This is a genomic window from Isoptericola sp. NPDC056573, from assembly GCF_042793335.1.
GTDB lineage: Bacteria > Actinomycetota > Actinomycetes > Actinomycetales > Cellulomonadaceae > Isoptericola.
Window position 1 is genome coordinate 145,227 of the sequence record NZ_JBHTUY010000002.1, and the last position, 11,633, is coordinate 156,859.

Sequence of the window (11,633 nt, forward strand, 5' to 3'; positions counted from 1 at the left end):
TTTCGTCCCCGCCATCACACCGCGCCGGCCGGGGCCCGGTCTTGAACGAGAACGTCACCCGGAGGGTCGGCGGCGGGCGGCGGCCGCGAGCACCGCCGCCGGGGTCCGCCCGCGGATGAGGCGCAGGCTGCGGGTCAGGTGCGCCTGGTCGGCGAACCCGGCCCGCGCCGCCGCCTCCGCCGGCGCGACGCCGCCCTGCAGGAGGGCGTACGCCCGCTCGGCCCGTCTGACCTGCTCCACCTGCCCCGCCGTCAGCCCGACGGTGCGCCGGTAGCGGCGCTGCCAGGTGCGCGGCGACGCGCCGTCCCGCTGCCCGTCGAGCGCCGCGCGCACGCCGTCGTCCACGCCCAGCGGGCCGAGCCGCACCATCTCGTCCACCCAGTCCTCGAGCTCGTCGAAGGCCGGCAGCGTCGTCCACCGCTCCCCGAGCCGGACCTGCCCGGAGCGCACCGGCAGGTCGATGGTGGCCCCCAGCACCGGCTGCTTGTCGAGGCCCGCGACCACCACGAACGGCGCCAGCTCCACGCCCCAGTAGCTCTCCCCCACGACGCTCGTCGTGCTGCGGGCGCTCAGGCTCGGCCCGTCGAGCTCGCCGCCGAGGCTCCCGTCGGCGCGGCGGATGAAGGAGATGCCCCAGTACTCCGAGCCCGCGACGAGGTACTCCCCCTGCTCCTCCACGGTCGCGCGCCACACCGTGCGCACCGCAGGGGTCGAACCCGGCCGTTCGAGCCACATGACGTCACGGTATCGCCGGTCCCCCGCCCGGGGCCGCGGGGTCGAGCGGGAAGCGACGCCGCAGCAGGATCCGCTGGACCAGGGTCCACGCCACCGTCACCAGGAGGTACAGCCCCGCGGCGAGCGGGACGACGCAGGCGACGGCGGCGGTGACGAACTGCAGCGCGCCGAGCGCGCGCTGCATCCCCAGCGCCCCCACCGGCGCCGGGGTCGCCGAGGGCACGGCGAGCGGGCCGCCGGGCAGCGCGGCGCGCCGCGTCAGCTCGCCCACGAGCGCGACGGCGAGCACGAGCGCGCCGAGGACGACGACCGCGGCGACGCCCGGCGCTCCACCCGAGAGCACTCCGACGAGGCTGCTGCCGAGCGGCACCCCGAACAGCGTGTGGCCCAGCAGGGCGTTGGCCCCGCCGGCGATCTCCGCGTGGACGAACACCGCGTAGATCACCCCGACCACCGGGGCCTGCAGCAGCAGCCGCAGGCAACCGGCCAGGGGCGTGGTGCCCTCGTCGGCGTAGAGCTGCATCGTGGCGCGCTGGAGCGCCTCGGGGTCCTTGCGGTGCCGGCGTCGGAGCTCGGCGACGCGGGGCGCCAGGCGCACCCGCGTGCGCTCGGCACGCGCCTGCGAGACCCCGACGGGGACGAGGGCCGCCCGCACGACGAGCGTCACGGCGACGACGGCGGCCGCCGCGGCTCCGGCGCCGAGGGCAGGTTCGAGCAGGTGGGACAGGCCCATCAGGGCGTGGTACGCGCCACCGAGCACGGCGGCGACAGGGGGCAGGGCGAAGAGATCCATGGGGGTGCGTCCTCGGTCGAACGGAAAGGGTTCGCGTTCGCCGAGCACCCCGCGGGCGCGCGGGGTCGCCGCGCGTGGCGCGCGACGTCGAGCCGTCCCGGCGAGGACGGTCAGGGGATGGCCCGGGGGGAGCTCAGCCGGCGAGGACGCCGGGAGCCCGGGGCCGCGGGCGGCCGGGGGCGTGGGGATCGCTCTGGGTGACCAGCGGCGGCAGCTCGCCGTCGCGCCGCACCACCGGCGCGGTCACGGGCAGCAGACGCGGTCCGACCGCCGTCGCGCGAGCCACGAAGCTCAGCGCCATCGCGGCCAGGCCGGCGGCACCGACCAGGAGGAGCAGGGTCGTCAGCGTCGGCGTGCCGAGCAGGACCGCGAGGGACGACGACACGTCGCGCGCCAGCACGAGCAGGGCGTCACCCACGTCGTCTCCCCTCGTGGTCCTGGTCCTGAGGCCGTCCCGTCACGATAGCGCGCGCCCTCAGGTCTCGTCGGCGAGGCGGCCGAACGTCGCGAGCGGCCCCGCGAGCACGCCGCCGTCCACGGGCAGGGTGACGCCCGTGACCCACGCGGCGTCGTCGGACGCGAGGAACGCGACGGCGGCGGCCACGTCCTCCGGCTCGCCCACGCGGCCGAGCGGGTACATCGGCGCGAGGCGGTCGGGGCCGCCCTGGTCGTCCCAGACGCGGGTGCGGACGGTGGCGGGCGCGACGACGTTCACGCGCACCCCGTCGGGCCCGAGCCGCACGGCGAGGTTCTTCGCCAGCACCCCCAGCCCCGCCTTCGCGGCCGAGTAGGCGTCGCCGCCGAACGCCGCGAGGCCGTTGACCGACCCGACCAGCACGACGGCGCCGCCCGGCCGGGTCAGGTGCGGCGCGGCGGCGCGCACGACGCGCGCCGGCCCGGCGAGATTGAGGTCGACCGTGGCCGCCCAGTCGGCGTCGGTGCCGCCGTCGAGCTGGTCCGGGTGCGGCAGCGCCCCGCCCGCCACGTTGACCAGCGCGTCGAGGCGGCCCCACCGCGCGACGGCGGCGGCCACGGCCGCGTCGACGGACGCCGGGTCCGTGAGGTCGCAGGGCACGACGAGCGTGCGCCCGCGCGCGTCGGGCCCGAGGGCCACCGCCGTCTCCTCGGCCGCGGCCGTGTCGACGTCGGCCAGCACCACCGTCGCCCTCTCGGCGGACAGGCGGCGGACGACGGCGGCGCCGATGCCGTGCGCGGCCCCCGTCACGAGCGCGACGCGCCCCGCGAAGCGGTCCATCCTCGTCCCTCCCGCCGTCCCGGCTCAGGCGCCGACGTAGTCCGCGAGGTGCTCGCCGGTCACGGTGGAGCGGGCGGCCACGAGGTCGGCGGGCGTGCCCTCGAAGACGACCGTGCCGCCGTCGTGCCCGGCGCCGGGGCCGAGGTCGATGATCCGGTCGGCGTGCGCCATGACGGCCTGGTGGTGCTCGATGACGATGACGGTCTTGCCGGCGTCGACGAGCCGGTCGAGGAGGCCGAGCAGGTTCGCCACGTCGGCCAGGTGCAGGCCGGTGGTGGGCTCGTCGAGGATGTACGTGCCGCCCTTCTCGCCCATGTGCATGGCGAGCTTGAGCCGCTGCCGCTCGCCGCCGGACAGCGTGTTGAGGGGCTGGCCGAGCTTCACGTACCCGAGCCCGACGTCCTCCAGGTGGGCCAGGATCTTGTGCGCGGCGGGGATCTTCGCCTCCCCCTCGCGGAAGAAGGCGTGCGCCTGCGCGACGGACAGGTCGAGCACGTCGGCGATGTTCTTGCCGCCGAGGGTGTACTCCAGCACCGACGCCATGAACCGCTTGCCGCCGCAGTCCTCGCAGGGCGTCTCGACGGTCTCCATGAAGCCGAGCTCGGTGTAGATGCGGCCGTTGCCCTTGCAGGTGGGGCACGCGCCCTCGGAGTTCGCGCTGAACAGCGCCGGCTTCACGCCGTTCGCCTTGGCGAACGCCTTGCGGATCGGCTCCAGCAGCCCGGTGTACGTGGCGGGGTTGGAGCGCCGCGAACCCTTGATCGCGCCCTGGTCGACGACGACCACGCCCTCGCGACCGGCGAGGTTGCCGTGGATCAGCGAGCTCTTGCCGGAGCCCGCGACGCCCGTGACCACCGTCAGGACGCCGGTCGGGACGTCGACGTCGACGTCGCGCAGGTTGTTCTGCGACGCGCCGCGGATCTCCAGCGCGCCCGACGGCTCCCGGACCGACTCCTTGACGCTGACCCGGTCGTCCAGGTGCCGGCCCGTGAGGGTGCCGCTCGCGCGCAGGCCTTCGAGCGTGCCCTCGAAGCAGATGGTGCCGCCGTCCGTGCCGGCGCCCGGGCCGAGGTCGATCACGTGGTCGGCGATCGCGATCGCCTCCGGCTTGTGCTCGACGACGAGCACCGTGTTGCCCTTGTCGCGCAGCTCCAGGAGCAGGCCGTTCATCCGCTCGATGTCGTGCGGGTGCAGGCCGACGGTCGGCTCGTCGAAGACGTAGGTGACGTCCGTGAGCGCGGATCCGAGGTGCCGGATCATCTTGGTGCGCTGCGCCTCGCCGCCGGACAGGGTGCCCGCGGGCCGCTCGAGCGACAGGTAGCCCAGCCCGATCTCGACGAACTTGTCGAACAGGTGCAGCAGGGCGCCGACCAGGGGCGCGACGCCCGGGTCGTCGATCCCCCGCGCCCACTCGGCCGCGTCGGTGATCTGCATACGGCACACGTCGGCGATGCCGGCGCCGTTGACCTTCGCCGACCGGGCGGACTCGTTGAGGCGGGTGCCGTCGCAGGAGGGGCAGGGCACGAAGACCGCGGCCCGCTCGACGAACGCCCGGAGGTGCGGCTGCAGCGACTCGGGCGCCTTGCTGAACAGCGACTCGCGCAGCTTGGGGATGAGGCCCTGGTAGGTCATGTTCATCCCGAGCGCCTTGACCTTGCCCTTCTCCCGGTAGAGGAAGTCGTGCCGCTCGGCCTCCGTGTAGTCGCGCACCGGCTTGTCGCCGTCGACGAAGCCCGACTCCGAGAAGCCCTTCACCATCCAGCCGTCGGCCTTGTAGCCGGGCACGAGGATCGCGCCGTCGCGCAGGGACAGCGACTCGTCGACGATGACGGACAGGTCCAGGTCGGAGACGGTGCCGCGGCCCTCGCACTCTGGGCACATGCCGCCCAGGTACACCTGGTTGCGCACGACCTTCTTCTCGACCTCGCCCCCGGCCTTGCCCGTGCTGAACACGCCGCTCGCCGTCGAGGTCGGGATGTTGAAGGAGAACGCCGTCGGCGGGCCCACGTACGGCTCGCCGACGCGGCTGAACAGGTTGCGCAGCATGGCGTTCGCGTCGGTGACCGTGCCGACCGTGGACCGCACGTTGGCGCCCATCCGCTCCTGGTCCACCAGGATCGCGGTGGTGATGCCCTCCAGGACGTCGACGTCCGGGCGCGGCAGCGACGGCATGAAGCCCTGCACGAACGTCGAGTAGGTCTCGTCGATGAGCCGCCGCGACTCGGCGGCGATGGTCGCGAACACCAGCGAGCTCTTGCCCGAGCCCGACACCCCCGTGAACACGGAGAGGCGGCGCTTGGGGATCTCGACGTCCACGGCGCGCAGGTTGTTCTCGCGGGCGCCCTGCACGCGGATGACGTCGTGCGCGTCGGCGGCGTACGAGGACGTCGTGGCGGGGGACTCTGCGCGGGACTCGGTGGCGGTCACCGGGGGCTCCTTCGGTCGTGGCGGCTCGGGTGCGCCGTGGATGTGCTCGTGCTGTCCTCGGGTGGGGTCACACGCGGGTGAGCGGCAGGTGCGGCGGGGCGGGCAGCTCGACGCCGATCGCGTCCCCGGGGCGGACCGTGCCGCCGCGCGACACGATCCCCATCACCCCGGCGAGCCGCTCGACCCCGCCGTCGGCCCCGCGGTGCAGCACCTGCTTGAGCAGGCCGGGCTGGAAGTCGTCGATCTGCCGGCAGGGGTTGCGCAGCCCGGTGACGGTCACGACGGCTGCCCCGATCGTCAGCCGGGTGCCCACGGGCAGTGCCAGCAGGTCGATCCCGCGGGTGGTGACGTTCTCCCCCAGGTCCCCGGGGGCCACGGCGTGGCCGGCGGCGGCGAGCCGGTCGAAGAGCTCACCGTGGATGAGGTGCACCTGACGCAGGTTCGGCTGCGACGGGTCGGCGGCGACCCGGCTGCGGTGCTGCACGGTGACCCCGGCGTGGGCGTCGCCCTCCACCCCGACGCCCTCGACCAGCACGACCCGGTCGACGGTCGGCTTGCTGAAGCCGTGGTCGCGGCTCGCGTGCACGGCGTCGACCCGACCCGCCGCGGGGCGGGTCGACGTCGTGGCGGCGGTCGCGGGGTCCGTGACGGTCACCGGGAGATCTCCTTCGGTCGGTGGGTCGTGCGGCGCGGCTCAGGCGTGCAGCTCGGCAAGAGCCTTGTCGATGCGGCGGGCGCGTGTCGAGGCCTGCTTGGCCCCGTCGACGTCGAGCACGAGGCGGCGCCGGCGGCCCGGCGGAAGGGCATCGTACGCCGTACGGGCAACAGGGTCGGCGTCGAGCGCCCGGGCGAGGTCGTCGGGCTCGACGACGACGCGCGGCGCGGTGTCGAGCGCCAGCTCGACCTCCACGTCGGCGCCGACCTCGAGGCCCGCGGCCTCCCGGTTCGCCCGGCTCAGGCCGAGCAGGTGCCGGCCCCGCATGATCGCGACCCGGCTGCGCCACGTGTGACCGTTCACCGTGATCGTCACCGGTGGCCGGGCGCCGCCGCCGAGGGCCTCGACGACCTCCGGCGGCACCTCCAGACCCTGCATCTTCTGGGCGGGCTCGACGACGGCACGGAACCTCATGGCCACTCCTTCGCTGCCGTCGGCCCGGGTGGTGGTCGTCCGGGTGAGGCGGGGGATCCCGGGGACGCACACGTCAGGCGCCGGCCGGGACGAGGCGGACGACCGGGTACTGCCGGTCGCTCTTGCTCTGGTGCTTGTCGATGGTCGGCGCGGCCGCCGCGATCGCCGGCCACGCCCGGGCGCGCTCGACGTCGTCGAGGACGTGCGCGGTCACCGGGGTGGTCCCGGTGCCGTGCAGCTCGACGGCGACCCGCTCCGGGTGCGCGACGAGGTTCGCGAACCAGCCGGGGTGCCGGCTGCCTCCGCCCGACGCGACGACCAGCCGGCCGCCCGCGCCGTCGTCGAACCAGGCCAGCGGGTTCTCGCGGGCCTCGCCGGTGCGGCGGCCGACGGTGTGCAGGACCAGCAGCTCCATGCCCATCATCTGCCCGCCCTTGCGGCGGATCTTCTTGGCGGTGCTGGCGTTGGCCTGCCGCTGGATCCACAGGGACAGCGGTCCAGGGGTGCCCTTCGGGCGCTTCGTCGTCTGCTGGGTCACGGCGCTCACCCGACCTGGTCGATGCGGACCATGTTGCCCGCGGGGTCGCGGAACGCGCAGTCGCGCACGCCCCACGGCTGCTCGGTGGGCTCGGAGACCACCTCGGCGTCGGCGGCCTGGAGCTTGGCGAAGACGCCGTCGAGGTCCTTGGTGCCGAGGATGATCGACTGGTAGCTGCCCTTGGCCATGAGCTCGCGGATGGTGCGCTGCTCGTCCTCGGTGATGCCGGGGTCGGCGGCGGGCGGGTTGAGGACGAGGCGGGTCTCGGGCTGAGCCGGCGAGACGAACGTCAGCCAGCGCATCTCGCCCTGCCCGACGTCCTGGACCAGCTCGAAGCCGAGCAGGTCGCGGTAGAAGCCCAGGGAGGCCTCCGGGTCGGTGTGCGGAAGGAAGGTCGTGTGGATGGTGATGTCGATGTCGCTCATGGAATTCACGCTAGGTGGAGGTCCACGGCCGGCGCTTCTCGATTCCTGACCGGTCGGGTCGCCTGCTTCGTGACGCACGACGGCAGCTCCCCCGCCGCCGACGACCGGGCCCGCCGCGCGTACTCGCTGGGGGCCATCCCCACCAGCTCCGTGAACCGCGTGCTGAACGTGCCGAGCGACGACGACCCCACCTCGAAGCACACCTCGGTGACGCTCAGGTCGCCCCGGCGCAGCAGCGTCATCGCCCGCTCGATGCGCCGCGTCATGAGGTAGCTGTAGGGCGACTCCCCGAACGCGGCCTTGAACTGCCGGCTCAGGTGCCCGGCCGACATGTGCACGCCCCGGGCCAGCGCCTCGACGTCCAGCGGCTGCGCGAACTCCCGGTCCATCCGGTCGCGCACACGACGCAGCAGCGCGAGGTCGCGCAGGCGGTCCGCGTCGCTGCTGGTCACGGTGCGATGCTTCCACGACCCACCCACGCCCGCCCGGCGTCCGCCGCGGGCGTCAGCCCGCCACCCGGGCGTGCACGTGCATGTCGTGCCAGCCGTCGAGGTGCCGCACGGACTGCCGCAGCACGCCCTCGGCCTCGAACCCCGCCTTCTCGGCCACACGGCACGACGGCGCGTTGTCCATCGAGTGCACCAGCTCGAGCCGGTGGAAGCCCGCCTCGAACGCCCACGCGGCGGCGACGTCGAGCGCGGCGGGCGCGACCCCGCGTCCGCGCGCCGCCGGGGCCGTCCAGTACGCGACGACGCCCACGCCGTGCGGGTCGAACGTCTTGACGACCATGCGGCCCAGGACGACGGCGTCGGCGGCGGCGTCCGCCACCGCCCAGCTCGACTCACGCCCGTCGGCCCAGCCGGCGCGCCAGCCGTCGAGCACCTCGCGCGCCTCGTCGTCCGACCCCAGGACGCGGACGTGCCACCGCTGGATCGCGTCGTCGGCGTACACGGCGCGCACCGCCGGGGCGTCCTCGGGCCGCCACGGCCGCAGCCGGGCGCCCACGGCGGGTACCTCCAGCGCCGGCTGCTCGGGGGCGGAGAACGGCGCGAACGTCACGGGCAGGAGGGTGGGCATGCGGCGATCCTGGCACCGTCGTCGACCGGTGCGCCAGCCCGTTCGCGCTGCTCAGCGACGCGAACCCAGGGCGCCCAGGCCGCGCACGACGACGTCCGCGACGGTGGCGGCGTACCGTCCGTCCGGGTCCAGCTCGGGGTCGAAGACCGTGACGGACGCGCCCACCGCCCACGGGGCGAGCGGCCGCAGCAGCTCGACGAGCTGGTCCGGGTCGAGCCCGCCGGGGTCCGGGCTGTCGACGGCGGGCATCCACGCCGGGTCGAGCACGTCCACGTCGAGCTGGAGCCAGAACCCGTCCCGCATCCCGTCGACCGCCAGCACCCGGTCCGCGACCGCCGCCCCGCCCGCGTCGACCACCTCCGCGGCCGGGACGACGCCGGCCAGCAGCCCGCGCGCCTCGGCGGCGTGCTCGTCGTCGCCCCGGCACCCCACGTGCACCGCACGGGCCGGGTCGACGTACGGCCCGAGCCCGTCGACGTCCGCGACCTCCGGCACGTGCAGCCCGACCGCGGCCGCGAGGTCCTCCCCCGCCAGGCTGCCCCAGGCGTCGCTGTTGCCCGGGTGCCGGAAGTCGGTGTGGCCGTCCACGTGGACCAGCCCGCCGCCCCGTGCCGGCCCGGCCGAGCGCAGCGCGAGGCCGGCGCCGACGAGCAGGCTGCAGTCGCCGCCGAGCACCAGCGGCGCCCGCCCGCCGTCGACCAGCTCCACGACCCGCCGCGCGAGACGCCGCGCGTGGTCGACGACCGCCGCCTGGTTGCGGATCGTGCCGGGCGGGCGGCGGCCGTCGTCGTCCACGTACGGGGCCGGCTCGACGACGCCCGCGTCGACGGCCCCCGCCGCCTCCAGGCGCCGGTGCAGGCCCGCCGCGCGCAGCGCCTCCGGCGCGCGCCAGGTGCCCGGCGCCCTGCCCGGGGCCGGCGGGCGCAGGCCGAGGTTCGTCGGGGCCGACAGCAGCGCGATCACGCGGCCAGCGTGGCACGTCACCCGTGCTCGTGCCCCGCGGCCGCGCCCCGCGGCCCGTACCCGTCGCCCACCACCGGACCGGAGGCGTCGTGCCCGCCGTCGTGCCCGCCGTCGCGACCCGACAGCGCCGCCGACGGCCCGGGACGGGCGTCGGACCCCGGCTCGACGACGAGGAGCTGGCCCATCATCCCCTCGTCCTCGTGCAGCAGCATGTGGCAGTGGTACATGTACGGCAGCACGTCGTCCGTGTAGTCCTCGAACCGCATCAGCAGCCGGTAGGTGCGGCGCGGCTCCAGGTAGACGGTGTCCTTCGGGCCCGCGAGCTCGGGCGGCGGCGCCTGGCCGTCGACCGTGAGGACGCGGAACTGCACGTCGTGCACGTGGAAGCTGTGCGGCATGGGGATGGTGTTGCGCACCTCCCACACCTCGGTGCTGCCGACGGTCGCGACCTCGTCGATGCGCCCGGCGTCCATGCGCTCGCCGTTGATGGTGCGCTCGTCGAGGTCGAACGTGCGGGTCACGGTCGCGTCCTCCTCGTGCAGCGCGTCCTCGGCGGCGTGCTCCGACGGCCCCCACGACGGCACCGGCGAGGGCGCGAGCTCGTCCGCGGCACGCAGCTCCAGCACGTCGAACGCGTCGTTGCCGCCCATCGCGAACGGCGCGGCGACGCTGCCCAGGTCCGTCTCCGCGGAGCGCAGCCGCGTCGTCTCGCCCGGCGACATCGCGACCACCACCTCCGCCCGCTCGCCCGGGGCGAGCCGCACCCGGTCGAGGCGCACCGGGGCGTCGAGGAGCCCGCCGTCCGTCGCGACGAGGTCCATCCCCCGGTCCGCGAACCCGAGGGAGTACGTGCGGGCGGTCGACCCGTTGAGCAGCCGCAGCCGCACCCGCTCGGTCGTGACCTGCTGGTACGCCCCCGCGACGCCGTTCGTCACGACCGTGCCGCCGAGCGTGCCCGGCTCGCCGCCGTCGTCCTCCAGCACGAGCCGCCCGGCGTCGTCGAGCACCTTGTCCTGCACGACGACGGGGACGTCGTCGACGCCGTACTCCTGCGGCAGGTCGGCGGCCCGCGACGCGTCGTCGTCGAGCAGGAACAGCCCGGCCAGGCCGCGGTACACGTGCTCCTCCGTCTCGCCGTGCGGGTGCGGGTGGTACCAGAGCGTCGCGGCGGGCTGGTCGATCCGCCAGGTGGGCCGCCACGTGGCGCCCGGCTCCACGGGCTGGTGCGGGCCGCCGTCCATCGCGGCGGGCAGGTGCATGCCGTGCCAGTGCACGGAGGTCGTGACGTCGAGGTCGTTGGTCACCTCGACGGCCACCTTCTCGCCCCGCTCCGCCCGGAGCGTGGGGCCGAGGTACGGCCCGTCGAAGCCCCAGGTCGGGGTCCGGGTGCCGGGCAGCAGCTCGGTCGTGCCCTCCTGCGCGGTGAGGCGGAACGTCCGCACGCCGTCCACCACGTCGGACTCCGCGAGCGGCGGGACCGGCAGCGCGCGGTCGAACGCCGGCTCGTCCACCGGCGTCACGGAGCCGGGGATCGCGCCGCACCCCGAGGCCACCAGGGGGACGACGGCGGCGAGCGCCGCCGCGCGCAGCACCGCGCGGCGCGTCGGTCGTCGTGCCGGCGTCGTCATCGGGCGCCGCCGCGGGCCTTCTGGACGCCGAGCGCGACGACGCCCGCGAGCGCGCCCCAGCCGGCGTCCATCGCGAGGGCGGGGAGCGCCGTCCAGGCCGGGGCGCCCTCGTCGCCGAACCCGACCGACATGCCGCCGAACAGGGTCGAGACGAGCAGGGCGACGACGCCGAAGGCGAGGCCCGTCAGGGTCAGGGTCGCGACCGGCCGGGGCACGCGGCCGAACCCGACCACCCCGATCCACACGACGGCGGTGAGCGCGACGATGCCGAGCGCGCGCGGCGCGCCCGTGCCGCCGAGGCCCGTGAGCCCGGTGAGCGGCCAGAGCAGCGCCATCGACGCGAGCCCGGCGACGAGCGGCCAGGAGATGCCGTCGCGGACGCGCGCCGGCGGCGTCAGGGGTTGTGGACGGGACTGGGGAGAAGGCTGGTTCGAGCTCATGCCCCGACCCTCGCCGCCGGGCCGGGGTCACCACATCGGCCCGCGGGCGTCTCCCGCTGTCGCTCCCGGGCGACACCGACCCTGACCCGACCCGGACCGCCCTCCGCCGAACAGGCGGTTGACACCGTTATCGGACGGGATTCCACCACCCAAAAGGTTTAAAACCCCATTGAGCGCACCCACCCCGGGGGGGCGGAGGAAGGGGGGGGGGACAAGACGCGAA

At 75.3% G+C, this 11,633-nt stretch carries 14 protein-coding genes; all 14 read right to left on the reverse strand.

Annotated elements, in window-relative coordinates:
- Window positions 1-54 precede the first annotated feature (54 nt).
- Window positions 55-735, reverse strand: a complete 681-nt coding sequence (locus ACFQ8E_RS03375) for a helix-turn-helix domain-containing protein (RefSeq protein ID WP_430549166.1) — start codon at window positions 733-735, stop codon at window positions 55-57.
- 4 nt (window positions 736-739) lie between these two features.
- A complete protein-coding gene (locus tag ACFQ8E_RS03380) occupies window positions 740-1,528 on the reverse strand; it encodes a YidC/Oxa1 family membrane protein insertase (protein ID WP_430549167.1) in 789 nt (262 codons plus the stop codon).
- A gap of 133 nt (window positions 1,529-1,661) precedes the next feature.
- On the reverse strand, window positions 1,662-1,946 hold the full coding sequence (locus ACFQ8E_RS03385; RefSeq protein WP_430549168.1) for a DUF6412 domain-containing protein: 285 nt from the start codon (window positions 1,944-1,946) through the stop codon (window positions 1,662-1,664).
- 57 nt (window positions 1,947-2,003) lie between these two features.
- The gene (locus ACFQ8E_RS03390) at window positions 2,004-2,783 is read right to left on the reverse strand and encodes an SDR family NAD(P)-dependent oxidoreductase (RefSeq protein WP_430549169.1); all 780 of its coding nucleotides are present in this window, start codon (window positions 2,781-2,783) and stop codon (window positions 2,004-2,006) included.
- 24 nt (window positions 2,784-2,807) lie between these two features.
- A complete protein-coding gene (locus ACFQ8E_RS03395) occupies window positions 2,808-5,210 on the reverse strand; it encodes an ATP-binding cassette domain-containing protein (protein ID WP_430549170.1) in 2,403 nt (800 codons plus the stop codon).
- Between the two features lie 67 nt (window positions 5,211-5,277).
- A complete protein-coding gene (locus ACFQ8E_RS03400) occupies window positions 5,278-5,865 on the reverse strand; it encodes an MOSC domain-containing protein (protein WP_430549171.1) in 588 nt (195 codons plus the stop codon).
- Between the two features lie 39 nt (window positions 5,866-5,904).
- Complete coding sequence (locus ACFQ8E_RS03405; protein ID WP_430549172.1) at window positions 5,905-6,339, reverse strand: YdeI/OmpD-associated family protein; 435 nt, start codon at window positions 6,337-6,339, stop codon at window positions 5,905-5,907.
- A gap of 73 nt (window positions 6,340-6,412) precedes the next feature.
- Window positions 6,413-6,877: a nitroreductase family deazaflavin-dependent oxidoreductase gene (locus tag ACFQ8E_RS03410; protein ID WP_430549173.1), complete on the reverse strand. Its 465-nt coding sequence runs from the start codon at window positions 6,875-6,877 to the stop codon at window positions 6,413-6,415.
- A 5-nt stretch (window positions 6,878-6,882) separates the two neighbouring features.
- Complete coding sequence (locus ACFQ8E_RS03415) at window positions 6,883-7,293, reverse strand: VOC family protein (protein ID WP_429763216.1); 411 nt, start codon at window positions 7,291-7,293, stop codon at window positions 6,883-6,885.
- 14 nt (window positions 7,294-7,307) lie between these two features.
- Entirely contained in the window at window positions 7,308-7,754 is a 447-nt protein-coding gene (locus tag ACFQ8E_RS03420) for a helix-turn-helix transcriptional regulator (RefSeq protein ID WP_430549174.1), read from the reverse strand.
- Between the two features lie 52 nt (window positions 7,755-7,806).
- On the reverse strand, window positions 7,807-8,379 hold the full coding sequence (locus ACFQ8E_RS03425) for a GNAT family N-acetyltransferase (RefSeq protein ID WP_430549175.1): 573 nt from the start codon (window positions 8,377-8,379) through the stop codon (window positions 7,807-7,809).
- 51 nt (window positions 8,380-8,430) lie between these two features.
- The gene (locus tag ACFQ8E_RS03430; protein ID WP_430549176.1) at window positions 8,431-9,342 is read right to left on the reverse strand and encodes an arginase family protein; all 912 of its coding nucleotides are present in this window, start codon (window positions 9,340-9,342) and stop codon (window positions 8,431-8,433) included.
- Window positions 9,343-9,359: 17 nt separating this feature from the next.
- Window positions 9,360-10,970: a multicopper oxidase family protein gene (locus ACFQ8E_RS03435; protein ID WP_430549177.1), complete on the reverse strand. Its 1,611-nt coding sequence runs from the start codon at window positions 10,968-10,970 to the stop codon at window positions 9,360-9,362.
- Window positions 10,967-11,410 carry a hypothetical protein gene (locus ACFQ8E_RS03440; protein ID WP_430549178.1) on the reverse strand — a complete coding sequence of 148 codons (444 nt, stop codon included), beginning with the start codon at window positions 11,408-11,410 and terminating at the stop codon, window positions 10,967-10,969. Before ACFQ8E_RS03440 ends, ACFQ8E_RS03435 begins: the two co-directional genes overlap by 4 nt.
- Window positions 11,411-11,633: the final 223 nt, after the last annotated feature.

Bases quoted from the DNA above. Each gene is read 5' to 3' on its own strand.
- ACFQ8E_RS03375 (WP_430549166.1), bottom strand. From the start codon at position 735: ATGTGGCTCGAACGGCCGGGTTCGACCCCTGCGGTGCGCACGGTGTGG.
- ACFQ8E_RS03380 (WP_430549167.1), bottom strand. From the start codon at position 1,528: ATGGATCTCTTCGCCCTGCCCCCTGTCGCCGCCGTGCTCGGTGGCGCG.
- ACFQ8E_RS03390 (WP_430549169.1), bottom strand. From the start codon at position 2,783: ATGGACCGCTTCGCGGGGCGCGTCGCGCTCGTGACGGGGGCCGCGCAC.
- ACFQ8E_RS03405 (WP_430549172.1), bottom strand. From the start codon at position 6,339: ATGAGGTTCCGTGCCGTCGTCGAGCCCGCCCAGAAGATGCAGGGTCTG.
- ACFQ8E_RS03425 (WP_430549175.1), bottom strand. From the start codon at position 8,379: ATGCCCACCCTCCTGCCCGTGACGTTCGCGCCGTTCTCCGCCCCCGAG.
- ACFQ8E_RS03435 (WP_430549177.1), bottom strand. From the start codon at position 10,970: ATGACGACGCCGGCACGACGACCGACGCGCCGCGCGGTGCTGCGCGCG.
- ACFQ8E_RS03440 (WP_430549178.1), bottom strand. From the start codon at position 11,410: ATGAGCTCGAACCAGCCTTCTCCCCAGTCCCGTCCACAACCCCTGACG.